A 24,046-nucleotide genomic window follows, 5' to 3' on the forward strand; every position below is an offset into this window, starting at 1 on the left:
CAGACTGTCCGCTAGGCGGATGAGTGTCCGATTCTGGAGGAACAATGACGAGTTCCGAGCGCAACGTCCCTACCGGTCCCCTCGCGGGCCTGTTGGTCGCCGATTTCTCCCGCGTGCTCGCGGGCCCGTTCTCGACTCAGATCCTCGGCGATCTGGGCGCCGACGTGATCAAGGTCGAGGCGCCCGCGGGCGATGAGACTCGCGGGTGGCGCCCGCCCGAACGGGATGGGGTCTCGACCTACTACCTCGGAATCAATCGCAACAAGCGCGACATCGTTCTCGACTTCCGCGACCCCGACGACCGCGCACTCGCGCAGGAGCTCGCGGCGCGCGCCGACATCGTGATCGAGAACTTCAAGCCGGGAGGCCTGGCGAAGTACGGGCTCGACTACGACTCTGTCGCCGCGACGAATCCCGCCGTCGTCTACGCCTCCATCAGCGGATTCGGGAGTCGCGAGGGAGCGGCACTTCCCGGATACGACCTGATCGTGCAGGCGATGTCCGGCCTCATGAGCCTCACGGGTGACCCCGACGGGCAGCCGTACCGCAGCGGAGTCTCGGTGTTCGACATCATGACGGGCATGCAGGCGACGATCGGCCTTCTCGCGGCGTTGCGCCATCGCGACCTCACCGGCGACGGCCAGCACATCGAGGTCAACCTGCTCTCCACAGCGATCTCAGCCATGGCCAACCACTCGTCGACGGTCGTCGCGGGCGGCGAGGTGCCCTATCGGATGGGCAATGCGCACGCGAGTCTCTTCCCGTACGAGCCGCTGCCAGCGAGCGACGGAGATCTCATCGTGGTCGCGGCCAACGACGCGCAGTTCGCGAAGCTCGCGACCGCGATCGGCCTCCCCGACCTGCCGACGGATGACCGCTTCGACTCGTCGTACAAGCGCAACGTCAACCGCGGCGAGTTGCGCCCCCTTCTCGTCGAGGCGCTCGCCGCACGGACGAAGGATGAGTGGTTCGACGTGCTCACCGCGGCGGGGATCGCCTGCGGTCCGATCAACACCCTCGACGACGGCATCGCACTGGCGGAGCGCCTCGGTCTCGAGCCCGTGATCACGGTCGGCCACGGGAGGCGGGAGGTTCCGATGATCCGCAACGCCATCAGCTTCTCTCTCACGCCGCCGAGCTACGACGCCCCTCCGCCGCTACTCAACGAGCATGACGAGGAAATCAGGTCGTGGCTCCTGCGGCCGCGCCCGCAGCTCTCGGCACCGGCTTCACATACCCAGGGAGAATCCTGATGAGCGACCGCCATTACCCCACCGCGATCGGCACCTCGGACGCCACCAGCATCTCGTTGCTGGGGCATGACCTCGCCAGTGAGGTCCTCGGCAAAGTCAGCTTCGGAGAGCTCGCCTACTGGTTGGCGACCCAGCGACGCCCGTCGCCGGGACAGCTGCGCATGTTCGAGGCGGTGCTCGTCTCACTCGCCGACCACGGCTTCACGCCGACGGCCATCGCCGCGCGGATGACCTACTACAGCGCTCCCGATTCCTTGCAGGGTGCGATCGCGGCGGGTCTGCTGGGGGGAGGGTCGCGGTTCCTGGGCGTCACGGAGGACACCGGGGTGTTCCTTCACGGAATCGTCACCGCGCAGGAAGATACGAGCGCCTTCACCGAGTCCGACTGGGACGATCTCGCTCGCACCGTCGTCCACAGCGCCAAGGCGGAAGGGCGCAAGCTCCCCGGCCTCGGCCACCCCGTGCACAAGCACGCCGACCCACGCATCCCTGCGCTGCTCGAGATCGCCCGCGAAACCGAGACGTACGGACCTCACCTGGCACTGTTCGAAGCCATCGGCCGGGTTCACCCCGACATCCTCGGCCGAACCCTGCCGCTCAACGGCGCGGGGATGGGGGGTGCGGCCCTCGCCGACGCCGGCCTGCCCGTGGATCTGCTGCGCGGCTTCGCGTTGCTCGCCCGAACGGCCGGGCTCGTGGGCCACCTCGCCGAAGAGCGGGTTCGGCCCGTCGCGCCCGCCATCTACGCAGAAGTCGACCGCAACGCCGTCTACACCGAACCCGTCCTCGATTAGTCAGAGCCCTCAGAAACTCGAAGGAGAGAACATGGCACACCTGAGCGCCGTGCTCGCCACGACCCACCACCCGTTCTTCTACAAGGCGACCGAGCTGACCCCGATCGAGCAGCAGTCTCCGACGGACATCGAGTGGAAGCGCAAGGTTCTCGCGTACCGCGAGACACTCACCGCGGCGAATCCGGACATCCTCGTCATGGTCGGCTCCGATCACTTCCACCAGTTCTTCCACGACAACTACCCGACGTTCCTCATCGGCAAGCAGCCACGCTACGACGCCACCTTCTACAACGAGGTACGCGAATTCTCCATGCCCACCTATGAGCTGGAGGGGCACGAGGAGCTCTCCGGATTCATGCTCCAGGGACTTCTCGACCGCGGCTTCGACTTCTCCGTCTCGAACGAGCTGAAGATCGACCACTCGATCATCTGCCCCATCATCACGACGCGCCCCGACGCCGATCTCCCCGTCGTGCCGATCTACACGAACATCTTCGCGCCGCCGTTGCCGAGCGCGAGACGCTTCTACGATCTCGGACGAGCAATCCGCGACATCATCGAGGAGTTCCCGACAGACAAGAAGATCGCGGCGATCGGCTCGGGCCACCTCTCGCTGGAACTCGGCGGACCGCGGATGTTCGGAGACCACGGCCCCGATCCCGAGTGGGACCGCAAGGCCATCGACTGGCTGGCGACGGGCGACGTCGAGGCGATCCTCGAGGACGTCACGTTCGAGTCCATGTCGAAGGCGGGCAACGCGACCGCAGGGTTCCTCGACCTCGTCCTGATGCTCGGGATCGCCGGCCCGATCGACGCCTCTTACGTCGACGAGCTCGACCTGTTCCACACCCGCGAGATGTACATGACCTGGTACCCGGAGGGCGATCCGCGATGAGCAAGTACTACGTCAACAAGTTCCTGTTCCAGGTCGACCGCGACCCGGAACTGCTCGCGGCGTACGCCAGCGACCCCGACGCGCTGATCGAGCGGTGGGAGCAGGAGTACGGCCAGTGGCTGGGCGCCGGACATCGCGTCGAGAAGACGAGCTGGCTCGCCTTCACCGACCAGGAACGCAGAGCACTGCGAGATCACGACTACGTCGCGCTGTTCGAGATGGGCGCCCATTTCTTCCTCGTCCTGACGATCTACATCGCCATCTACGACGAGGAGTACGCCACCCGGATCGGTCCGCTCGCGTTCCAGCGCGAGTATGCCGCGAAGCTCAGCGGCTGGCTGGGCAAGGAGTACCCCTCCGTGCAGGTCTGACCCGAAAACGCCGTATCTCACCCTCCCCGACGCCACATTCTTCGTTCCACACTCACTGGAGAGCAGGACACTATGACCACTTCCCCCGCCCCGCAAGAGGGGCAGCCGATCCTCTTCACCGGCGGCATCGTCGTCACCCTCGACGATGCCCACACCGTGCTGCGGGATGCTGACGTCCTCGTCATCGACGGCAAGATCGCCGCCGTGGGACACGCGATCGAGGCGCCCGAGAATGCCTTCGTCATCGATGCGTCAGGCGGCATCGTGATGCCCGGGATGATCGACACGCACCGGCACATGTGGCAGACGGCGATGCGCGCGTACGGAGCCGACTGGACCCTGTCGCAGTACTTCGTCTGGTACTACCTGCAGCACGGCGCGAAGTTCCGACCGCAGGACATCTGGGCCGGCAACACGCTGAGCGCGCTCGACGCCATCGAATCCGGAATCACGACCACCGTCGACTGGTCGCACGGGCTTCAGTCCGTCGAACACGGCGAAGCCGCACACGACGCGCTGGTCACGTCGCCCGGGCGTTACGTGCTCGGCTTCGGAAACATCTTCGCTGGCCCCTGGGAGTGGGCGGCGGACCCCGCTTACAAGCGCCTGGTGTCGGCCGCGCGCGATGACAGCCGACTGTTCGGCACCCAGCTCGCCTTCGACGTCACGGGCGACCCCGCCTTCCCCGAGCGCACGGCATTCGAGGTCGCGCGCGAGCTCGGCATCCCCGTCACGACGCACGCCGGGGTGTGGGGCGCCACCAACGACGACGGCATCAAGCTCATGTACGACAACGGATTCATGGACGAGAAGACCGTCTACGTGCACGCCGCGACGCTCGAGAACGACTCCTACCAACGCATCGCCGCCACGGGAGGCTCGGTCTCGCTCTCCACCGAGAGCGAGCAGAGCGCCGGTCAGGGATATCCGCCCTCGCACGCGCTGCGCGAGCACGGCATCCCGGTGTCGCTCTCCGTCGATACGAGCGTGTGGTTCAGCTCAGACCTCTTCACGGCGATGCGGACCACACTCGGAGCAGACCGGTCGTGGGAGCACACGAAGGCGCACGAGACCGGAGCGACGATCACTCACTCGCACCTGCGAGCCGAGCACGTGCTGGACTGGGCGACACGAGGCGGCGCGAAGGCGCTGGGGCGCGATGACGTCGTCGGCAGCGTCGAGGTGGGCAAGCTCGCGGACCTCGTGCTGGTCAAGAACGACGCGTCGCCCGCGATGTTCCCCATCCTGAATGCCTACGGGCATCTCGCCATGCAGACCACGCGCGGCGATGTGCACACGGTGCTCGTGGGTGGCGAGGTGAAGAAGTTCGAAGGGCAGCTCGTCGGCGTCGACCTCGCCCGCGCCCGGGCGGCGATCGACGACACCGTCGATCATCTGCAGGAAACCATGGGAGTGGACGTCTGGGCAGGCGAGATGAATCCCGAGATCCCCGCCACGAAGGTGCTCGACAACCCTTACATGTACACCGAGTACCGCAGCGCGACCACGCACGACGCGTTCGAGACCGAGGCTCCGGCCAGCATCCGCGAGTAGCCGCACAGCACGGAGCCGACACCGGAGCGGGGCGCCGCTCAGAAGTCCCGCATCTCGCCGTCCTCGGGCACCCACAGTCGCGCGTCGATCCGCGCATCCGCCGCCGCGCGGCGCACGTCGTCTCGCGACACCACGCAATGGTTGAGCGCCTCCATGTGCACGGCGACGATGCGGGCGTCGGGCGCCAGACGCGCGACGTCGACCACGTCGTGGGCTCCCATGATGATCGGTCCCGAATCGGGCAGCCGCGCCTCACCGGTGTTCAGGACGATCACGTCGGGCACGTGCGCGGCGATGGCCGACCGCACGTCGTCGCCGAGCACGGTGTCACCGGCGAGGTAGACGGCGGGGCCCGTCGCGCCCCGCACGACGACGCCCATGACCGTGCCGATCTTCGGATACCGCGCCACGAACTCCGACGACCCGTGCTGCCCACCGGTGCGATGGAAGCGCACTCCCCCGACCTCGAGCGCATCCGTGAGCACCCGGACGTCGGTGAATCCGCTCTCGGCGAGCGCTCCGGCATCCGCGTCGTCCTGCACCAGGATGGGCATGTCGCGGGGCAGGAGCGCGGCGGCCGCCGCATCCCAGTGATCGGTGTGCGTGTGCGTCACGACGACGACATTGGGGTGGAGCAGATCGCTCAACGGCACGACGAGGTCGACCAGGGGGTTCCGCGACACGTCGCCCGTCTCGCTGCGAAACGGCGGCTGCGAGCCCCGCGCCCCGAGCATGGGGTCGATGAGCACCTGCATGCCGTCGACCTCGAGCAGCATCGTCGCATTGCGCACATGCGTGATCTTCATCGGGGTCTCTCTCACATCGAAGTAGCGAAGCGGGTTCAGGATCGCACGAGGCGCGCGATCGCGTCGCTGGCCTCTTTGAGCTTCTCCTCCGCTTCGGCTCCGCCCGACCGCGCCGCGTCGAGCACGCAGTGCTTGAGGTGGTCGTCGAGAAGCCCCACGGCCACGGCCTGCAGCGCGCTCGTCAACGCGCTGATCTGCGTGAGGATGTCGATGCAGTACTTCTCGTCGTCGACCATCTTCGAGATGCCGCGGGCCTGCCCCTCGATCCGCTTGAGGCGATTGAGGTACTTCTCTTTGTCGGTGATGTAGCCGTGAGCGGCGTGGTGGTCGTGCGCAGTGTCGTTCATGTGTCCTTCGTTCCCCGAGGGGCGGATGTCGTCAGGTGGGATCGGTCGCCGCTCTGGAAGCGCCGCAGCCGCAGGCTGTTACCGACCACGAACACGCTCGATGCTGCCATAGCGGCGCCGGCGAGCATGGGACTCAGCAGCCCCAGCGCGGCGATCGGAATGGCGGCGACGTTGTACGCGAACGCCCAGAACAGGTTCGTCTTGATGGTGCCCAGGGTGCGGCGCGAGAGTCTGATGGCGTCGACGGCGCCCCGCAGGTCGCCCCCGACGAGCGTGATGTCGGCGGCCTCGATCGCGGCGTCCGTCCCGGTGCCCATGGCGAGCCCCAGATCGGCCTGCGCGAGCGCGGGTGCGTCGTTGACCCCGTCGCCGACCATCGCCACGACGCGTCCCTCGCGCTGCAGACGCGCGACCGCGTCGACCTTGCCCTGCGGGAGCACCTCGGCGATGACCTCGTCGATCCCCACCTCGTCGGCGACGCGTCGCGCCACGGCGGCGTTGTCGCCGGTGAGAAGCACCGGCGTGAGTCCGAGGCGGCGCATCTCGGCGACGGCCCCGGCGCTCGTGCTCTTCACCGTGTCGGAGACGACGAGCACCCCGCGCGCAGAGCCGTCCCAGCCGACGGCGACGACGGTGCGCCCCTCGGCTTCGGCGCGCACCCGCGCAGCCTCGGTCTCGACGCCCAGATGCTGCGACCACTCCGCCAGCAGCGCGGGGCGGCCCACGACGACGGCGTGGTCGTCGACCATGCCCTGCACGCCCCGACCGGCGACATTCACGAAGTCGGTGGGAGCAGGCAACGTGGCACCCCCCTCAGCCGCGGCGGCGACCACCGCGCGCGCGATCGGATGCTCGGATCCGGCCTCCAGCGCCGCCGCGAGGCGCAGCAACTGCGCCGGGTCGGTGCCGGGCTCGGCGACGACCTCGACGAGCGTCATCCGCCCGGACGTGACGGTGCCGGTCTTGTCGAGCACGATGGTGTCGACTCTCCGGGTGGATTCGAGCACCTCAGGACCCTTGATGAGCACACCCAGCTGTGCGCCCCGGCCGGTGCCGACCAGCAGGGCCATGGGCGTGGCGAGACCGAGCGCGCACGGGCAGGCGATGACGAGCACCGCGACGGCCGCGGTGAAGGCGGTCGCCACCGGGGCACCGATGAGCAGCCAGGTGACGAGCGTGGCGACGGCCACCACGATGACGATCGGCACGAAGACGCCCGAGATGCGATCGGCGAGACGCTGCACCTCGGCCTTGCCGCTCTGCGCCTCTTCGACGAGGCGCGCCATCTGCGCCAGCTGCGTGTCGGCGCCCACCCGCGACGCCCGCACGACGAGCCGGCCTCCCACATCCACCGTGCCGCCGGCGACCGCGTCGCCGGGACGCACCTCGACCGGCAGCGACTCCCCCGTGAGCATCGCGGTGTCGAGCGCGGAGCTGCCGTCGACGACGACTCCGTCCGTCGCGATCTTCTCGCCGGGACGAACGACGAACGTGTCGCCCACCCGCAGCTCGCCGATCGGGATGCGGGTCTCGACCTCGCCGCGCAGCACCGAGACGTCCTTCGCTCCGACATCGAGCAGTGCGCGCAGGGCGGCACCGGCGCGGCGTTTGGACCGCTTCTCGACGTAACGCCCGGCCAGCACGAACGTCGTGACCCCGGCCGCGACCTCGAGATAGATGTTGCCGCTGCCGTCCGAGGGCGTCATCGAGAGCTCGAATCCGTGCGTCATCCCCGGCATGCCGGCGGTCCCGAGGAACAGCGCGTACAACGACCAGAGGAAGGCGGCGAGCGTGCCCATCGAGATGAGGGTGTCCATGGTCGCCGCGCCGTGCCGGAGGTTGATCCACGCCGCCCGGTGGAAGGGCCACGCCCCCCACACGATCACCGGGGCGGCGAGCGTGAGCGACGCCCACTGCCAGTAGGTGAACTGGAGCGCGGGGATCATCGCCAGCGCGATCACCGGCACGGTCAACAGGGCCGAGACGAGGAGCCTGGTGCGGAGCGTCGTGAGCTCGGGATCCGCGGGCTCGGCCCCGGACGGGGCGGGCTCTTCGGGCGCCGGCAGCACCGCGGTGTACCCGGTCTTCTCGATCTCGGCGACGAGCTGCGCGGGGTCGTATCCGCTCGGGGTCGTCACCCGGGCCTTCTCGGTGGCGTAGTTGACGGTGGCCACGACGCCGTCGAGGCGGTTGAGCTTGCGCTCGATGCGCGTCGCGCACGACGCGCAGGTCATGCCGCCGATCTCGAGCTCGATACTCGATCCGTGCGGGGTGCTCACGAAGTTCTCCTGTTCGGGGGTCGCGGCGTCAGACGCGCGTGGCGGCGTAGCCGGCCTCGTCGACCGCGCCGAGGATCGCCGCGTCGTCGACCGCGTCGTCGGCGGTCACCCGGAGCACGCCGGTCTGAGCGTTCACCTCGACGTGCTCGACCCCGGCGACGGCACCTACCTCTTCGCGTACCGAGCGCTCGCAGTGCTCGCAGGTCATTCCGGTCACTCGGAACTCGGTCAGGGCCATGTCGTCCTCCTCGTGCATACCCCCGGCGGGTATCTACGATCAGTGTAACCCCCATACCGGGGAGGGGTATTCCCCCGGATACGTGCGGATGCGGCAGACTTCTGAGGTGACAGAAGCCGCGGGGCGCACACGCCGCCTCTCCCCCGACCGGATGTCCGCCGCGCTCATGCTCGGCGCCACGCTCGTGGCCATCATCTGGGCGAACAGCCCGTGGGGAGCCGGTTACGAGCACTTCTGGGAGACCCCGATCGATGTGGCGGTGGGCGACATGCGCCTCACGTCCACCCTGCACGCCCTCGTCAACGACGGGTTGATGACCCTCTTCTTCTTCCTCGTCGGCCTCGAGGTCAAGCGCGAACTCACCATCGGCGAGCTGACCGACCGGGCACGTGCGCGCCTGCCCATCGCCGCGGCGATCGCCGGGCTCATCGTGCCGGCGGGCATCTTCATCCTCATCACACTGCACACCGGTGAGGCGCACGCGTGGGGCGTGGTCATCTCGACCGACACCGCGTTCCTGCTCGGCGCGCTCGCGATCATCGGCCCCAAGTTCCCGGCCCGCCTCCGGGCGTTCCTGCTGACGCTCGCGGTCGTCGACGACATCGGCGCCCTGCTCGCGATCGGCGTCTTCTACTCGGACGGCCTCGTGATCGGCCCGCTGGTCGCCGCCGTCGTCATCATGGGCCTCATCGCCGTGGTGCGGTTCCTGCCGTCGGGCCGCGGGTTCTCGTACGCCGTGCTGGGCATCGCCCTGTGGGTGGCCGTGCTCCTCTCCGGCGTGCACGCCACCCTCGCGGGCGTCGCGATCGCCCTCCTCATCCCCGTCTTCCCGCCGCGGCGCTCCGAGGTCGAACGCACCACCGAGCTCACCCGCGCCTTCCGCGAGTCGCCCAACACGGTGTACGCGGCCGCCGTCACCCGGAGCCTCCGCGACTCGCTGTCGATCAACGAACGCATCGACGCCGGATGGCGCCCCTACATCTCGTTCGGCGTGCTGCCCCTCTTCGCCCTGGCGAACGCCGGCGTGCACCTCGACCCGGCGACCCTCGGCGAGGCTTTCACCTCGGCCCTCACCTGGGGCGTCATCGCCGGCCTCGTCGTGGGCAAGTTCATCGGCATCACCGGCGCGACGTGGTTGCTGCGCGCGACGGGACGCGGCGTGCTCGCACCGGGGCTGGGGATGCCGCGGATCGCCGGGGGCGCGGCGCTCTCGGGCATCGGGTTCACGATCGCTCTGTTCCTCGTGCCCATCGCGATCGACGACCCTCACACGCAGGACCTCGCCCGCGTCGGCGTGCTGACCGCCTCGGTGGTCGCGTTCCTCCTCGGGTGGGCGATGATCACGATCGGTGACCGGCTGCGCCCGCCGCGCGCCGTCGGCGCCCGGCTCAACCGCCCCGTCGACCCGCACCGCGATCACATCAAGGGCCCGGTCGATGCGCCCCTCACCATCGTCGAGTACGGCGACTTCGAGTGCCCCTTCTGCGGGCGCGCGACCGGGTCGATCGACGAGGTCTTCGCCGCGCTCGGCGATCAGGTGCGGTGGGTGTGGCGCCACCTGCCGCTCGATCAGCCGCACCCGCACGCCCAGCAGGCTGCGCAGGCCGCCGAGGCGGCCGGGCTCCAGGGACACTTCTACGAGATGACGCGCAAGCTCTTCGCCCACCAGGACGACCTCGAAGTGGCCGACCTCTTCGGCTACGCCGAGCAGCTGGGCCTGGACGCCGACCGCTTCGCCGAGGACTTCCGCTCACCCGCCGTGCTGCGCCGCATCCAGGACGATCGCCTCGACGCGGAGCTGATGGACCTCCACTCGACGCCCACGTTCTTCATCGGCGAGCAGCGCCACAAGGGACCGTGGGACTCGGCAACCCTCATCCGCGCACTGGAAGCGTCCCGCGGGAAGGCGGAGCGCCCCAGCTGAGTCCCGGTCTCAGCGCAGCATCCCGTATTGGAGCATGAGGCGCGAGAAGGCATCGAGCGCGATGTCGATGATCACGGCGACGAACACGAACGTCGAGACCACCACCACGACCTGCACACCGATCCACGCCCACAGCGGCGCGAGCCCCGCACCCGTGCGGCGGCGCACCACGACCGTGCGGCCGATCACGTAGACCGCGGGCGAGAGGAAGGCCCACGGCCAGGGGAAGGGATGATCGAGGCCCCGGCGCGCGAGCTCTCGACTGTCGAGCCAGGCGACGACGACCGCAACGCCGTAGGCGATCCATCCGATCGCCGTCACACCCAGCAGCGACAGCATCCAGTTCACGAAGAAGGGGACATAGCCCGTCGCCATCTCGGCGCTGGGCGCGAGGGACATCGCCGCGATCCACGACACGTACGCGTCGATGAACGTCCGCCAGTCGATGAGGAACAACGCCGGCAACGTCAGCAGCGGAAGGAAGACGAGCACCCAGATCCACGCCGTGCCGGTGCGGACGTCCTGGTTCGTCGCGCGGATCGGCGCCGCCGGGGCGGGTGCACCGTAGGGCTGCGGGGCGGGCGCGCCGTCAGGCTTCGGGGCGAGCGCACCCCATCCCGCGCCGTCCCACCAGCGCTGCCGAGCGGGGTCCGTCGGGTCGGGGTACCAGCCCGCGGGTGCGCTCACGCGGCGTCCTCCGACGACAGGAGCACCGCACCCGCGTGGGCGATCTCGGCCAGCGCGCGCTCACTGGATGCGGCGTGCACCCCGGCGACCAGGTCGGTGAAGACGCGCACGTGGCGCCCGGCGGCGATCGCGTCGAGCGCGGAGGCGCGCACGCAGTAGTCGGTCGCGAGGCCCACCACGTCGATGTCGAGGATGCCGTGTGCGGTCAGCAGGTCGTGAGCCATGCTCCCGTCATCCGCGTGCCCCTCGAACAGCGAATAGGCGGGCGCTCCCTGCCCCTTCTTGAGGTGATGGGTCACCGCCGCGGTGTCGAAGCCGTCGTCGTACTCCGCGCCGGCCGTTCCCGCGACGCAGTGCGGCGGCCAGGTGTCGACGAAGTCGGGGGCGTCGGCGAAATGCCCGCCGTTGTCGCTCTCCGGGTCATGCCAGTCCCGCGAGGCGACGATGACCTCGTACTCCCCCGCGTGCGCGGCGAGGAAGCGGCTGATGCGGCCCGCGACCGCATCACCGCCCTCCACTCCCAGCGCACCGTGCTCGGTGAAATCGTTCTGGACGTCGACGATGAACAGTGCCTTGCTCATGACTCGAGCGTACGGCGATACTCTGCTCGCGTCATCGCCGCCGTCTCATCCGAGCCGGTCGTCTCGGGTCCGGCGCGCCAGAGCTTCGAGGGCCACCAGATCGCACGGCCGATGTCGTGCGTGAGCGCGGGCACGAGCAGCGAGCGCACGACGAAGGTGTCCAGCAGCACCCCGAAGGCCACGATGAACGCCAGCTGCGCGAGGAACAGGATGGGGATGACCCCGAGCGCCGCGAAGGTCGCCGCGAGCACGAGTCCCGCCGAGGTGATCACCCCGCCCGTCGACACGAGTCCACGCAGGATGCCGGGGCGCGTGCCGTGACGCAGCGACTCCTCGCGCACCCGCGACATCAGGAAGATGTTGTAGTCGATGCCCAACGCCACGAGGAACACGAAGCCGTAGAGCGGCACGGCCGGGTCGGCTCCCGGGAATCCGAACACGTACGTGAAGACGAGGGCGCTCACCCCCAGCGCGGTGCCGAACGAGACGACGGTGCTGACGATGAGCAGCAGCGGGGCCAGCACCGAACGCAGCAGCAGCATGAGGATCACGAAGACCACGACGAGGATCACCGGGATGATCACGGTGCGGTCGCGGATCGACGTGTCGTTCGTGTCGACGTCGATCGCGGTCTGGCCGCCCACGAGCGCCGTGCCCTCGCCGAGCGCGTCGTCGAGCGACACCCGCACGTCGCGGATCGTGTCGTCGGCCGCCTCGGAGTCGGCCGCATCCGACAGGGTCGCCACCAGGAGCACGTCGCCGTCGACCTCGGTCGGCACCGGGGCGGGCGTCCCGGGAGGACCGGCCGCGGCCAGGACGAGCGTGCCGTCCTCGACGCTGACCGCCGCCTGACCGGTGAGCGAGTCCGTCGCTGTGATGGCGAGGCCGTCGATGCCCGAGGCGTCGGCGAGCACCGTCGCCGCATCCACCGCACGATCCTCGGCGACGAGCACGTAGACGGGGCTTCCGGACCCGGCCGGGAAATGCTCGGCGAGCGCCACCTGCCCCTCGCGGGCCTGCGAGTAGCCCAGCACGAGCTCGCTCGAGGGCACACCATCGGCCTTCAGCTGCGTCACCCCGGCGGCGCCGACGAGCAGCACGACCGTGCTGATGATCCACACGGGGCGGGCGCGGCGCGCGACGAAGCGGGCCAGGCGCGGCCACACGCCGCGACCGTCGACGGGGTTCGCCACCGCCGCGGGCTTGGGGAAGAACGGCCAGAAGGCGGCGCGACCGACGAGCGCGAGGAGCGCGGGCAGGAACGTGAGCGCCGACAGCATCGCGAAGACGATCCCGATCGCCGCGATCGGCCCGAGCGCGCGATTGCTCGCGAGGTCTGAGAGCAGCAGGCAGAGAAGACCCGCGATGACCGTGCCGCCGGAGGCGAGGATCGGCTCGAAGGCGCCCCGCCAGGCGCGCACGGTGGCCGACCACCTCCCCTCGCCGTCCGCCACCGCCTCTCGGTACCGCGCCACGAACAAGAGGGCGTAGTCGGTCGCGGCGCCGATCACGAGGATGAAGAGGATCCCCTGCACTTGGCCGTTGAGGACGAAGATCTCCGCCTTGGCCAGCCACCAGACGGTCAGCAACGCGACGCACAGCGCGAACACCGAGGTGAGCAGCACCAGGATCGGCAGCAGCGGCGAGCGGTACACGATGATGAGGATGACGAAGACGGCGATCAGCGCGACGCCCAGCAGCAGGCCGTCGATGCCGAGGAACCCCTCGGTCAGGTCCGCCGTGAAGCCGGCGGGGCCCGTGACCCACCCCTCGAGTCCGGACGGCAGGTCGCTCTCGAGCGCCGCGCGGACCGCCTCGACGGTCTCGGGAACCTCGCCCGACGTATCGATGGGCACGAAGATCTGCGCCGCGAGGCCGTCATCCGAGGCGATCGGCGGCGAGACGCCGTCGAGCACGCCGGGCAGGGCGGCGATGTCGTCGGTCACGGTCTGCAGCTCCGTCAGCTGCGTGTCGGTCAGCGCGCTGCCGGAGGCCACGACCACGACGGCGGGGATGCTGTCGTCGCCGAGGAAGTCCGAGAGCCGCTCGTTGACCTGCGTGGCCGCGGCGCTCTGCGGCAGGAACGAGGACTGGTCGTTCGTCGACACCTCGTCGACCTTGCCGAAGTAGGGTCCGCCGATTGATCCGCCGACGATCCAGACGAGCGCCAGCAGGACGGGGATGCCGATACGAAGCCACCGCGTGGGGGACGACGAGGAAGTGCGAGCCATATAGCTAGCTTATCTAGCTAATTGACTCGCCGTCGACCCGGGATTTCTTCACCCGGCCGCGAACATCCCCACGAGCGAGACCGTCGTGGCCAGCACACCCAGCAGGATGCAGCCGAGAGAGAGCCACCCGGTGAGCCGGACGAACGGCGAATGGAGCGTCGGCCGCATCCGGTTGCTGCCGAGCCGGTAGTAGATGCGCGCGGCGTCGGCGTCGCCGATGCGGTGCTCGTCGGCGACCGAGAGCGGTGCGCGGGCGACCGAACCGTCGGCCGCGAACCAGTGCGCCACGCGTCGTCCGCCCTCGCCCGGTTCGATGACCGCATCCGCGCTCGCCCATGTGCCGTCGGCGGCGAGCGCGATCAGCCAGACGACGCCGAATCCGGCACCCGCCAGAAAACCGACCCACGTGAAAACCTCGAGCAGGATTTCGAGCGTGTGCCCCATGCGCCTGCCTCCGATTCGTGGAGCTTCAGCCTATCCAGGCCGCGGACCCGTCTTCGAGAGCGGCGATCCGCCGCGCGGTTCGCAACGCCCCGGCGGAGCATGTAAGATCGTGGATCGTGCAACGCGCAAGCGAAGCGCGCCACCTTAGCTCAGACGGCAGAGCGATTCACTCGTAATGAATAGGTCAAGGGTTCGATTCCCTTAGGTGGCTCCGAACGAGAAAAGGCCCCCGCCCGGGGCCTTTTTTCTTGCCCTCGCGGGCTTTCCTTCGTGCTCGCCCCTCGCCCCTCGCCGCCTGCCCCTCGCCGCCTCCCCCCTGTGCTGATTCGTCGCGAATGCGGGGTGCTTCACCGCCGCACCCTGCATTTGCGACGAGCGAGCAGGGTGAGACGCCTCCCACCTCCGCACCACGGTTCACTCGTCACAAAGGCGGGGTACTTCACCGCCGCACCCTGCATTTGCGACGAGCGAGCAGGGTGAGACGCCTCCCGTCTCCGCACCACGGTTCACTCGTCACAAAGGCGGGGTACTTCACCGTCGCACCCTGCGTTTGCGACGAGCGAGCAGGGTGAGACGCCTCCCCTCTCCGCACCATGGTTCACTCGTCGCGAGTGCGGGGTGTCGCGGCGACGCACCCTGCATTCGCGACGAGTGAGCAGGAAGACGCGGGGTAGCGGGGGGCTGTGACTCTCTGTGACGGCGCATTTCGGGCTCGGTCGGGCACCGCTTAGCGTCGAAACGGCACCGCGAGGAAGCGAGCGCGGTCGTCGGACTGCGTTACGCGGCAGTCCCGCCGCAATCGGTGCCGAAGAGACACACCAGGAGCAGCACCATGTCCAAGAAATTCCTCTCGATCGCCGCACTGGCGGTCCCCGTCGCCCTCCTTCTCGGCGGATGCGCCTCCGGCGGCGCCGACGCCGGCAACGGTGACGCCGCCAGCGGCGACCCGATCCGCATCGGCGTCGTCGGCGCGGGAGACCCGTACTGGGAGACGTACAAGGAAGCCGCCGCCGACGAGGGCATCGAGATCGAGCTCGTCGACTTCAGCGAGTACACGCAGCCGAACCCCGCGCTCACCGCGGGCGAGCTGGACCTCAACCAGTTCCAGCACATCGTCTACCTCGCGACCTACAACGAGGCCAGCAGCGAAGACCTCGTGCCGATCGGCGCCACCGCGATCTACCCGCTGGGTCTGTACTCCACTCAGTACGACTCGGTCGAGGACATCCCGGATGGCGCGACGGTCGCCGTGCCGAACGACGAGAGCAACCAGGCCCGCGGCCTGCTCGTGCTGCAGTCGGCCGGCCTGGTCGAGCTCAAGGACGGCGGGTCGATCTTCTCGACCGTCGCCGACGTCGAGCCCGGCTCCAAGGTCTCCGTCCAGGCGCTGGACGCGGCTCTGACCGCCACGTCGCTGCCGGATGTGGCCGCCGCGATCATCAACAACGACTTCGTCGAGGACGCCGGCCTCAGCTTCGAAGACGCGATCGCTCAGGACGACCCCAACGACCCGAACGCTCTCCCCTACGTCAACATCTTCGCGGCACGCGCCGAGGACGCCGACAACGAGACGTACAACAAGCTCGTCGAGATCTTCCAGAACACGCAGTCCGTACTGGATGGCGTGCAGGAGGCCTCGGGCGGCACCGCTGTGCTGCTGAAGACGCCGGTCGCCGACCTGCTCTCGTCGCTCGAGGATGTCCAGGCCGACATCCGCGCCAACCAGTAAGACGTATCCTGCGTGTGCGGTCCGCTCGTCCGAGCGGGCCGCACACGCATGTCCGCCCCGTCCTAGGAGGCCCCATGACGCTCATCCGCCTCGCCGGCGTCACGAAGTCCTACCCGCCGTCGTCGAAGGACGGCGAGGAGGTCGTCGCCGTCAGCGATGTCGACCTCACGATCGATGCGGGTGAGATCTGCGGGATCATCGGCTACTCGGGTGCGGGCAAGAGCACCGTCCTGCGCCTGATCAACGCGCTCGAGACCCCCACCGCCGGCACGGTCGAGATCGACGGCCGGGACATCACGAAGCTCCCCGAGCGCGCCCTGCGCACCCTGCGCGGCGACATCGGCATGATCTTCCAGCAGTTCAACCTCTTCGAGTCACGGACCGTGGCCGGCAACATCGCCTATCCGCTCGAGATCGCGAAGCGGCCGCGCGCCGAGATCACCGCCCGCGTGGCCGAACTCCTCGAGTTCGTCGGCCTGAGCGCCAAGGCCAAGAACTATCCCGAACAGCTCTCCGGGGGCCAGAAGCAGCGCGTCGGCATCGCCCGCGCTCTGGCCACAAGTCCCCGCATCCTGCTCGCGGACGAAGCCACCAGCGCGCTCGACCCCGAGACCACGCAGGAGGTGCTGTCGCTGCTGCGCCGGGTCAACGAGGAACTCGGCATCACGGTAGTCGTCATCACCCACGAGATGGACGTCATCCGCACGCTCGCGCACCGCGTGGTCGTCATGGAGCACGGCCGCATCATCGAGGCGGGGCCGGTGTTCGACATCCTCTCGGCCCCTACGGAGCCCGCCACGCGACGCTTCGTCGCCAGCATCATCGAGGACGTGCCCGAAGGACCCCAGCTCGCGGCCCTGCGCGAACGGCACCCCGGCCGCCTCGTGACCCTCACGATCCGCGACGGCGAGATCACACAGGCCGACGTCTTCGCGGCCTTCGCCGCCCACGGCGTGCGCTTCGAACTGGTGCACGGTGGCATCAACGACATCGGCGGCCGGGTGTTCGGGCATCTCACGCTGGCGCTCTCCGGTGATCCGGATGCGGTGCAGCACGCCATCGACGCCGCGTCCCGCGTGACGCAGCTGACCGAGGAGGACGCCCGTGGATAGGCTCATCGACCTGCTTCCGAACCTCTGGGAAGCGACCGCCGAGACCCTCTACATGGTCACGTTCGCCCTCATCCTGGGCGGCATCGGGGGCCTGGTGCTGGGCGTGGCGCTCTACGCCACGCGCGCCGGCAGCCTGTTCCCCCAGCGGGCCGTCTTCGGGGTGCTGAACGTCATCGTCAACACCGTCCGCCCCATCCCCTTCGTCATCCTGCTGACGGCGCTGCAGCCCCTGGCCCGCGGCGTCGGCATCCCCGGCATCGGCACGAACTTCGGTGTCTTCGTCATCTCGATCGCCTCGCTGTTCGCGATCAGCCGCATCGTCGAGCAGAACCTGCTGACCGTCAAGCCCGGCATCATCGAGGCCGCGCGCGCCGCGGGCGCGAGCCGCTCCCGGATCCTGTTCCGGCTCGTGCCGCGCGAAGCCCTGGGGCCGCTGATCCTCGGGTACACGTTCATCGTCGTGGCTCTGGTCGACATGACCGCCATGGCCGGCGCCGTCGCCGCCGGCGGCCTCGGCGACTTCGCCATCGTCTACGGCTTCAAGCAGTTCAACCCGTGGGTGACGTGGGCCGCCGTGATCGTGATCGTCATCATCGTGCAGGCCGTGCAGTTCATCGGCAACGCACTGGCCCGACGCATCCTCCGCCGCTGAACGGGACGCACGGTCGCACACCCGCCCGGGGTGCGACCGTGCGGACGCTCACTCGCAGCGCAGGCCGTCCTGCGGCACGGTCCCGTCCACGAGGTACGCCTCGATCGCCTCGTCGACGCAGACGTTGCCCTTGTTGTACCCGGTGTGCCCCTCGCCGACGCGCGTGACCAGAACGCCCGACGCGAGCTGGTCGGCGAGCGCGACCGACCAGTCGTACGGCGTCGCGGGGTCGTTGGTCGTGCCGAGCACCACGATGGGCGACGAACCGGATGCCGTCAGCGCCGCCCGCTCGCCGCTGGGCGCGAAGGGCCATCCGGCGCACGACTCGACATCCGAGTCCCAGTACGGCGCGACCGTCGGGGCCTTCTCGGCCAGCAGTGCCGCCGCGGCCTGCTCCTGCTCGGGCGTCGCGTCGTCGGGGTAGTCCATGCAGTTGTAGGCCGTGAAGGCCTCGGTCGAGTTGTCGTCGTACGCCCCGCCGCTGCGGGCGAAGTAGAAGTCCGCGAGCTGGAACGCGAGCGACGGGTCTCCCTGCAGCGCGCTGCTGAGCGCCATCGTGAGGTACGGCCAGCTGTCCTGCGAGTACAGCGCCGCGATGATGCCGGTCATCAGCGAATCCGCGCCGAGCTGACGCCCGTCCGCGTTGGGCAGCGGCATCCGGTCGACGCTCGCGAGGAGGATGCCCAGGTCGGACATCGCCTCATCCACGGTTCCCGCGAACGGGCAGTCGGTTGTCAGCAGGCAGGAGGCCATGTACGCGCGCAGCGCCGACTCGAACCCGATGCCCTGCGTGGTCGAGACATCAAGCATCGAGGTCTGCGGATCGATCGCGCCGTCGAGCACCATGCGCCCGACGCGCTCCGGGTAGAGGTCGGCGTACGTCGCACCGAGGAACGTGCCGTACGAGAAGCCCAGGTAGTTCAACTCCTCGTCGCCGAGCACGGCGCGCAGCAGGTCCATGTCGCGCGCCGACTGGACCGTTGTGATGTACTCCAGGATCCCGTCGCTGTTCTGCTCGCATGCTGCGGAGAACGCCGCGTTGCGCGCGTTGAGCTCTTCCACCCACTCCGGCGAGTTGCGCTCGCCCGCGGGGATGTCGAACAGGTACGCGTCCATCTCGGGCGCGTCGTAGCAGCGCACCGCGGTCGACTCTCCGACGCCGCGGGGGTCGAAGCCGATCACGTCGTAGGACTCCTGCAGCGCCTCGCCCACGGCGAACGAGAGCGAGTCGCGGATCAAGCTCACGCCGCTCGCGCCCGGGCCGCCGGGGTTCGTCAGCAGCGAGCCGATGGGCTCGTCGTCCGTGGCGGCGTGGCGGACGACGGCGAGGTCGATCTCCCCCGCGTCCGGGTCGTCCCAGTCCAGCGGAGCGGTCACGGTCGTGCAGTCGAAGTCGCCGCAGGTCTCCCAGTCGAGCTCCTGCCCGTAGAACGGCAGAAGCTCCTCGGAGATGCCGGTCGTGTCGGGGGTAGCGCTGCGCACGGGCGCCGGCGTCGAGTCGCTGATGAACGCGCAGCCGCTGAGGGCCAGCGACGCGGCGACGAGCGCCACGAGGGCCGTGGCGGAGCGTCGGATGCGGCGGGGCGCGGGGATCATGTGGAGGTCCTTCCGGTGGCGACAGCGACGAGCAGGCTTTCGAGGGCGAGGGTCGGCGCGGCGTTGCGTTCGACGTTGCGACGGGTGACGGCGATCTCGTCGAGCACGAGGATCGTACGGGCGGGCGGCCAGAACTCGGCGAGCGCGCGGAGGTCGGCGAGGAGCTCGCTGTTGATCACGCCCTCCTCCCGGCCGAACTGCAGCATCACGACATCGCGGAACAGCGACTGCAGATCGGTCAGCACGCGATCGATGCCGTCGCGGAGGCTGCGGGTCGCGCGGCGCTTCTGCTCGTCGGCGAGCGCATTGAGCTGCGCGCGGACGGCCGGTGGCACGGCTCCGCCCTCGGGCACACCGACGGTGCGCAGCAACGACGACCGCTCGGCTTCGTCCCGTTCCACCGTGAGCGCCTTGGCGTCGTCCGTCGCGACCTGCACGATGCGCGCGGCGACCTCGACGGCGTCGCCCACTCCGCGCACCGCGAGGACGGCGCGAAGGGTCTCGTCGCGTCGGCCGCGCGCGTCGGCATCGGTGGCCAGGCGCTGCGCCATGCCGATGTGGCGCTGCGCGTGGCGGGCGGACTGCTCGGCGACGACCGGGTCGACACCGGTGCGCTGCACGATGAGCCGCGCCACGTCGGCGACCTCGGGCTCGTGCAGCCGCACCGTCCGCACCCGCGACCGGATGGTCGGCAGCAGATCGGCGTCACTCGGGGCGCACAGGATCCAGACGGTGCGCTCAGGCGGCTCCTCGAGCGCCTTCAGCAGCACGTTCGAGGTGCGCTCCGCCATGCGGTCGGCGTCTTCGACGATGATCACCCGGTAGCGTCCGAGCGATGGCGAGTAGTAGGCGCGTTCGACCAGTTGCCGCGCCTCTTCGATGCGGATGACGACCTGCTCGGTGCGCAGCGCCGTGAGGTCGGGATGCGTCCGCGCCAGCACCTGACGCACCGCGTGCTCGTCGCCCGGCTCGGCGATCAGAGCCGCCGCGAACGCGTAGGCCAGGGTGGAGCGCCCCGACCCGGGAGGCCCCGTGATCAGCCAGGCGTGCGTCAGCTGCGCGGGATCGGATGCCGCGGCCTGCAGCATCCGCACGGCGTCCTCCTGCCCCCACACCTCACCCCAGGCGAGGGTCTGGGCGGCGGTCGGCATGTGCTCCAGCCTATCCGGGGGCGACGACGCGGCTCACGGCAGCAGCGATGCCACGCGCTCCCGGATGGCCTCGGCGATCTCGTCCACCGGGGCGGCGGCATCCACCACGAGGAAACGCTGCGGCTCGGCGGCGGCGAGCTCGAGGAACGCCGTGCGGACCCGCGTGTGGAAGTCGGTGTGCTCGGCCTCGAGCCGGTCGAAGGGCTTGTCGGCCGAGTCGAGGCGCGCCCGGGCTGCGTGAGGGTCGAGGTCGAGCAGCACCGTGACATCGGGCAGCGCCCCACCGGTCGCCCACAACGACAGCTGCCGCACCTCGTCGGCGTCGAGGACGCGGCCCGCGCCCTGATAGGCGACGGAGGAGTCGAGGTATCGGTCCTGGACGATCACGTCGCCGCGGGCAAGCGCGGGTTCGACGAGCGTGGCGATGTGCTGCGCGCGATCGGCGGCGTACAGCAGTGCCTCGGCGCGCGGCGACACCTCGCCACGATGGTGCAGCACGATGTCGCGGACGAGCACGCCCACCTCGGTGCCGCCCGGCTCGCGCGTGCGCACGACCGTGCGCCCGCGGTCGATGAGCCACTGCTCGAGGAGCGCGGCCTGGGTCGTCTTGCCCGAGCCGTCACCCCCTTCGAGGGTGATCCAGAACCCGGGCGCGCCGGCGTCCGTCACTTCTTGGCCGGGGCCTTCTTGGCGGGCGCCTTTCGCGTCGTGCGCTTGGGGGCCGGCCCCTTCGCACGCTTGTCGGCGAGCAGCACCTTGGCGCGCTCGAAGTCGACGTCGTCGACGGTCTCGCCGCGCGGAATCGTGGCGTTCGTCTCGCCGTCGGTCACGTAGGCCCCGAAGCGTCCGTCCTTGATCTTGATCGGCTTGCCGCTGACGGGATCGGCGTCGAACTCCTTGAGCGCGCTCGACGCGCGCCGCGCGCCGTACTTGGGCAGCGCGTAGATCTCGAGCGCCTTCTCGAGCGTGACGTCGAAGATCTGCTGCTCGGTCTCGAGCGAGCGGGAGTCGGCGCCCTTTTTGAGGTACGGGCCGTAGCGGCCGTTCTGCGCCGTGATCTCCTCTTCCGTGGCCGGGTCGACGCCGACCACACGAGGCAGCTCGAGCAGGCGCAGCGCGGTGTCGAGATCGACGGTGTCGACCGACATGCTCTTGAACAGCGAGGCGGTGCGGGGCTTCGGCGCGACCTCCTTCTTGGCTCCGCGCTTCTTCGGCGCTTCGGCGACCTCGCCCGTGGTCTCGTCGACCGCGTCCGGATCGACCGGGTCGACCTCTTGGACGTAGGGGCCGAACCGGCCGTCCTTGACCACGATGAGCTTGCCGTTGTCGGGGTTCTCACCCAGCACGCGGTCGCCGGCCACCGGGGCGTCGATCAGCTCCTGGGCCTTCTCCGCGGTGAGCTCGTCCGGTGCGAGATCCTCGGGCACGTTGACGATGCGCGGCTTGGCCTCGGCGTCGGCGCTCGGATCGGTGACCTCGAGGTAGGGGCCGTACTTGCCGAACCGCAGGGTCGCCGTGTCGGTGATGCGCGTGGAGTTGAGCTCGCGGGCGTCGATGTCGCCCAGGTTGTCGACGATGTGACGGAGTCCCACGTGGCTCTCGGAACCGAAGTAGAAGTCGCGCAGCCACTGCTCGCGGCGCCGCTCCCCTCGGGCGATGGCGTCGAGGTCCTCTTCGAGCGCGGCCGTGAAGTCGTAGTCGACGAGATCGGCGAAGTGCTCTTCGAGCAGCCGCACCACGCTGAACGCGAGCCAGCTGGGAACCAGGGCCTGACCGCGCTTGGTGACGTACCCGCGGTCGAGGATCACGTCGATGATGCTCGCGAACGTGGAGGGGCGGCCGATGCCCTTCTCTTCGAGCGCCTTGACCAGGCTCGCCTCGGTGTAGCGCGGCTTCGGCGAGGTCGAGTGCCCCTTGGGCTCCACGTCGCGGGCGGCCAGCACGTCGCCGACGGCCAGGATCGGCAGCGACTGCTCGTCGGCCTTGTCGGCGTCGGCGCGCTTCTCGTCGCGTCCTTCCTCGTAGGCCTCGAGGAAGCCCTTGAAGGTGTAGACCGTGCCGGATGCGGTGAACTCGAGGGCCTTGCCGTCCGCCGTCACGGCGAGGGTCACGGTGGTCGTCTCGTACTTCGCGTCCGACATCTGGCTCGCGACGGTCCGCTTCCAGATCAGGTCGTACATGCGCTGCTCGTCGCGGTCGAGGTGGGACGCGACCGACGCCGGGGTGCGGAAGTGCTCGCCCGACGGACGGATCGCCTCGTGCGCCTCCTGCGCGTTCTTGCTCTTGTTCGCGTACGAACGGGGGTTCGGCGGGACGGCGCGATCACCGTACAGCGAGACCGCCTGCTCCCGAGCGGCCGAGATCGCCTGCGCCGACAGCGAGGTCGAGTCGGTACGCATGTAGGTGATGTACCCCTTCTCGTAGAGACGCTGCGCGACACTCATCGTGTGCTTGGCGCTCATCGAGAGCTTGCGGCCGGCTTCCTGCTGCAGGGTCGAGGTCGTGAACGGCGCGCGGGGACTGCGCGTGCCCGGCTTCGACTCGATCGCGGATGCGGTGGCCTCGCCGACGGCCTCGATCGCCGCGGCGAGCGCGCGCACATCGGACTCGGAGAGGACGACGACGGCCTTCTTCAGGGCGCCCTTGTCGTCGAAGTCGGTGCCGCGCGCCAGCGGTGCGCCGTCGATGCGGGCGAGGCGCGCGGTGAAGGAGGCGTCTCCCTTGACGGCGAGCGTCTCGATGTCCCAGTAGCTCGCGGAGACGAACGCCATGCGCTCGCGCTCACGCTCGACGACCATGCGCGTCGCAGCGGACTGCACGCGACCGGCGCTCAGCGCCGCGCCCTCGCGGCCGCTGCCGACCTTGCGCCACAGAACGGGTGAGACGTCCCATCCGTAGAGGCGGTCGAGCACCCGCCGGGTCTCCTGCGCGTCGACCAACGCGAGATCGAGCTCGCGGGTGTTCTCGGCGGCCGCGCGGATCGCGTCCTTGGTGATCTCGTGGAAGACCATCCGCTTGACGGGCACCTTGGGGTTCAGGACCTCCAACAGGTGCCACGCGATGGCCTCGCCTTCGCGGTCTTCATCGGTGGCGAGGAGGACTTCGTCGGCGCTCTTGAGCGCCCGCTTCAGCTCGGCGACCGTCTTGGTCTTGCGGTCGTTGACGACATAGAAGGGGTCGAAGCCGTTGTCGACGTCGATGGAGTACTTGCCGTACGCCGCCTTCTTCTCCGCCGGGATGTCCTTCTTGTTCGCCAGGTCGCGGATGTGACCGATGGAGCTGAGCACCTCGTAGTCATCGCCGAGATACCCCTGGATCGAGGTCATCTTGGTCGGCGACTCGACGATCACGAGCTTCTTGCCGTGTCGCGTGGTCGTCTTCTCGCCCTTTGCCAACGGTGGG

Annotated in this window: 21 protein-coding genes and 1 tRNA gene; 10 read left to right on the forward strand and 12 right to left on the reverse strand. The window is 69.3% G+C overall.

Annotation, left to right across the window (positions count from 1 at the left end):
- Positions 1-44: 44 nt before the first annotated feature.
- The 5 genes from AB0N73_RS08110 (at position 45) to AB0N73_RS08130 (ending at position 4,867) form a co-directional block, all read left to right on the forward strand.
- Positions 45-1,253 (forward strand): CaiB/BaiF CoA-transferase family protein, encoded by a 1,209-nt coding sequence (locus AB0N73_RS08110; protein WP_363562217.1) that lies wholly within the window; start codon positions 45-47, stop codon positions 1,251-1,253.
- Positions 1,253-2,047, forward strand: a complete 795-nt coding sequence (locus AB0N73_RS08115; RefSeq protein WP_363562219.1) for a citryl-CoA lyase — start codon at positions 1,253-1,255, stop codon at positions 2,045-2,047. Before AB0N73_RS08110 ends, AB0N73_RS08115 begins: the two co-directional genes overlap by 1 nt.
- A 31-nt stretch (positions 2,048-2,078) precedes the next feature.
- Positions 2,079-2,942 (forward strand): hypothetical protein, encoded by an 864-nt coding sequence (locus AB0N73_RS08120; protein WP_363562221.1) that lies wholly within the window; start codon positions 2,079-2,081, stop codon positions 2,940-2,942.
- Positions 2,939-3,313, forward strand: a complete 375-nt coding sequence (locus AB0N73_RS08125) for a hypothetical protein (protein WP_363562223.1) — start codon at positions 2,939-2,941, stop codon at positions 3,311-3,313. The genes AB0N73_RS08120 and AB0N73_RS08125 overlap by 4 nt, the downstream gene beginning before the upstream one ends.
- Positions 3,314-3,385: 72 nt before the next feature.
- On the forward strand, positions 3,386-4,867 hold the full coding sequence (locus AB0N73_RS08130; protein ID WP_363562225.1) for an amidohydrolase family protein: 1,482 nt from the start codon (positions 3,386-3,388) through the stop codon (positions 4,865-4,867).
- Positions 4,868-4,905: 38 nt separating this feature from the next.
- On the opposite strand, the gene AB0N73_RS08135 is transcribed toward AB0N73_RS08130, so the two are convergent.
- The 4 genes from AB0N73_RS08135 to AB0N73_RS08150 are packed head-to-tail and all read right to left on the reverse strand — an operon-like array spanning position 4,906 to position 8,537.
- On the reverse strand, positions 4,906-5,673 hold the full coding sequence (locus AB0N73_RS08135) for an MBL fold metallo-hydrolase (RefSeq protein WP_363562227.1): 768 nt from the start codon (positions 5,671-5,673) through the stop codon (positions 4,906-4,908).
- A gap of 35 nt (positions 5,674-5,708) precedes the next feature.
- Positions 5,709-6,020 carry a metal-sensitive transcriptional regulator gene (locus AB0N73_RS08140; RefSeq protein WP_363562229.1) on the reverse strand — a complete coding sequence of 104 codons (312 nt, stop codon included), beginning with the start codon at positions 6,018-6,020 and terminating at the stop codon, positions 5,709-5,711.
- Entirely contained in the window at positions 6,017-8,299 is a 2,283-nt protein-coding gene (locus AB0N73_RS08145) for a heavy metal translocating P-type ATPase (protein ID WP_363562231.1), read from the reverse strand. Before AB0N73_RS08145 ends, AB0N73_RS08140 begins: the two co-directional genes overlap by 4 nt.
- 28 nt (positions 8,300-8,327) lie before the next feature.
- A complete protein-coding gene (locus tag AB0N73_RS08150; RefSeq protein WP_363562233.1) occupies positions 8,328-8,537 on the reverse strand; it encodes a heavy metal-associated domain-containing protein in 210 nt (69 codons plus the stop codon).
- A 106-nt stretch (positions 8,538-8,643) separates the two neighbouring features.
- Between AB0N73_RS08150 and nhaA the strand changes: the two genes are divergently transcribed.
- Complete coding sequence (gene nhaA / locus AB0N73_RS08155; RefSeq protein ID WP_363562235.1) at positions 8,644-10,461, forward strand: Na+/H+ antiporter NhaA; 1,818 nt, start codon at positions 8,644-8,646, stop codon at positions 10,459-10,461.
- Between the two features lie 9 nt (positions 10,462-10,470).
- Here nhaA and AB0N73_RS08160 read toward each other — a convergent pair whose 3' ends face one another.
- From AB0N73_RS08160 to AB0N73_RS08175, 4 genes are read right to left on the reverse strand one after another with little or no spacing between them, the layout of a single operon-like run.
- Positions 10,471-11,148, reverse strand: a complete 678-nt coding sequence (locus tag AB0N73_RS08160) for a DUF2510 domain-containing protein (protein WP_363562237.1) — start codon at positions 11,146-11,148, stop codon at positions 10,471-10,473.
- Positions 11,145-11,729 (reverse strand): isochorismatase family protein, encoded by a 585-nt coding sequence (locus AB0N73_RS08165; RefSeq protein ID WP_363562239.1) that lies wholly within the window; start codon positions 11,727-11,729, stop codon positions 11,145-11,147. Before AB0N73_RS08165 ends, AB0N73_RS08160 begins: the two co-directional genes overlap by 4 nt.
- Positions 11,726-13,960 carry an efflux RND transporter permease subunit gene (locus tag AB0N73_RS08170; RefSeq protein ID WP_363562241.1) on the reverse strand — a complete coding sequence of 745 codons (2,235 nt, stop codon included), beginning with the start codon at positions 13,958-13,960 and terminating at the stop codon, positions 11,726-11,728. Before AB0N73_RS08170 ends, AB0N73_RS08165 begins: the two co-directional genes overlap by 4 nt.
- 48 nt (positions 13,961-14,008) lie before the next feature.
- Positions 14,009-14,404: a hypothetical protein gene (locus tag AB0N73_RS08175; RefSeq protein WP_363562243.1), complete on the reverse strand. Its 396-nt coding sequence runs from the start codon at positions 14,402-14,404 to the stop codon at positions 14,009-14,011.
- Between the two features lie 138 nt (positions 14,405-14,542).
- Between AB0N73_RS08175 and AB0N73_RS08180 the strand changes: the two genes are divergently transcribed.
- From AB0N73_RS08180 to AB0N73_RS08195, 4 genes are all read left to right on the forward strand, one after another.
- A tRNA-Thr gene (locus tag AB0N73_RS08180) sits at positions 14,543-14,615 on the forward strand.
- A 621-nt stretch (positions 14,616-15,236) separates the two neighbouring features.
- Complete coding sequence (locus AB0N73_RS08185) at positions 15,237-16,133, forward strand: MetQ/NlpA family ABC transporter substrate-binding protein (RefSeq protein ID WP_363562245.1); 897 nt, start codon at positions 15,237-15,239, stop codon at positions 16,131-16,133.
- A 74-nt stretch (positions 16,134-16,207) separates the two neighbouring features.
- Entirely contained in the window at positions 16,208-17,245 is a 1,038-nt protein-coding gene (locus AB0N73_RS08190) for a methionine ABC transporter ATP-binding protein (protein WP_363562247.1), read from the forward strand.
- Positions 17,238-17,897, forward strand: coding sequence for an ABC transporter permease subunit (locus tag AB0N73_RS08195; protein ID WP_363562249.1), 660 nt, complete (start codon positions 17,238-17,240; stop codon positions 17,895-17,897). Before AB0N73_RS08190 ends, AB0N73_RS08195 begins: the two co-directional genes overlap by 8 nt.
- A 48-nt stretch (positions 17,898-17,945) precedes the next feature.
- Here AB0N73_RS08195 and AB0N73_RS08200 read toward each other — a convergent pair whose 3' ends face one another.
- From AB0N73_RS08200 to topA, 4 genes are read right to left on the reverse strand one after another with little or no spacing between them, the layout of a single operon-like run.
- Entirely contained in the window at positions 17,946-19,493 is a 1,548-nt protein-coding gene (locus tag AB0N73_RS08200) for an alpha/beta hydrolase (RefSeq protein WP_363562251.1), read from the reverse strand.
- Positions 19,490-20,644: a DNA polymerase III subunit delta' gene (locus AB0N73_RS08205; protein WP_363562253.1), complete on the reverse strand. Its 1,155-nt coding sequence runs from the start codon at positions 20,642-20,644 to the stop codon at positions 19,490-19,492. The genes AB0N73_RS08200 and AB0N73_RS08205 overlap by 4 nt, the downstream gene beginning before the upstream one ends.
- Before the next feature lie 33 nt (positions 20,645-20,677).
- Positions 20,678-21,313, reverse strand: a complete 636-nt coding sequence (gene tmk / locus AB0N73_RS08210; RefSeq protein ID WP_363562255.1) for a dTMP kinase — start codon at positions 21,311-21,313, stop codon at positions 20,678-20,680.
- Complete coding sequence (gene topA, locus AB0N73_RS08215; protein WP_363562257.1) at positions 21,310-24,039, reverse strand: type I DNA topoisomerase; 2,730 nt, start codon at positions 24,037-24,039, stop codon at positions 21,310-21,312. The genes tmk and topA overlap by 4 nt, the downstream gene beginning before the upstream one ends.
- Positions 24,040-24,046 lie beyond the last annotated feature (7 nt).

The organism is Microbacterium sp. NPDC089189, assembly GCF_040685095.1.
In the GTDB taxonomy this organism is placed as follows: Bacteria; Actinomycetota; Actinomycetes; order Actinomycetales; family Microbacteriaceae; genus Microbacterium.

Excerpts from the sequence above, each read along its gene's own strand:
- AB0N73_RS08205 (WP_363562253.1), bottom strand. The coding sequence starts at position 20,644 with ATGCCGACCGCCGCCCAGACCCTCGCCTGGGGTGAGGTGTGGGGGCAG.
- AB0N73_RS08175 (WP_363562243.1), bottom strand. The coding sequence starts at position 14,404 with ATGGGGCACACGCTCGAAATCCTGCTCGAGGTTTTCACGTGGGTCGGT.
- AB0N73_RS08135 (WP_363562227.1), bottom strand. The coding sequence starts at position 5,673 with ATGAAGATCACGCATGTGCGCAATGCGACGATGCTGCTCGAGGTCGAC.
- AB0N73_RS08140 (WP_363562229.1), bottom strand. The coding sequence starts at position 6,020 with ATGAACGACACTGCGCACGACCACCACGCCGCTCACGGCTACATCACC.
- AB0N73_RS08200 (WP_363562251.1), bottom strand. The coding sequence starts at position 19,493 with ATGATCCCCGCGCCCCGCCGCATCCGACGCTCCGCCACGGCCCTCGTG.
- AB0N73_RS08120 (WP_363562221.1), top strand. The coding sequence starts at position 2,079 with ATGGCACACCTGAGCGCCGTGCTCGCCACGACCCACCACCCGTTCTTC.
- AB0N73_RS08170 (WP_363562241.1), bottom strand. The coding sequence starts at position 13,960 with ATGGCTCGCACTTCCTCGTCGTCCCCCACGCGGTGGCTTCGTATCGGC.
- AB0N73_RS08190 (WP_363562247.1), top strand. The coding sequence starts at position 16,208 with ATGACGCTCATCCGCCTCGCCGGCGTCACGAAGTCCTACCCGCCGTCG.
- AB0N73_RS08110 (WP_363562217.1), top strand. The coding sequence starts at position 45 with ATGACGAGTTCCGAGCGCAACGTCCCTACCGGTCCCCTCGCGGGCCTG.
- AB0N73_RS08130 (WP_363562225.1), top strand. The coding sequence starts at position 3,386 with ATGACCACTTCCCCCGCCCCGCAAGAGGGGCAGCCGATCCTCTTCACC.
- AB0N73_RS08185 (WP_363562245.1), top strand. The coding sequence starts at position 15,237 with ATGTCCAAGAAATTCCTCTCGATCGCCGCACTGGCGGTCCCCGTCGCC.
- AB0N73_RS08125 (WP_363562223.1), top strand. The coding sequence starts at position 2,939 with ATGAGCAAGTACTACGTCAACAAGTTCCTGTTCCAGGTCGACCGCGAC.
- AB0N73_RS08165 (WP_363562239.1), bottom strand. The coding sequence starts at position 11,729 with ATGAGCAAGGCACTGTTCATCGTCGACGTCCAGAACGATTTCACCGAG.
- AB0N73_RS08150 (WP_363562233.1), bottom strand. The coding sequence starts at position 8,537 with ATGGCCCTGACCGAGTTCCGAGTGACCGGAATGACCTGCGAGCACTGC.
- AB0N73_RS08115 (WP_363562219.1), top strand. The coding sequence starts at position 1,253 with ATGAGCGACCGCCATTACCCCACCGCGATCGGCACCTCGGACGCCACC.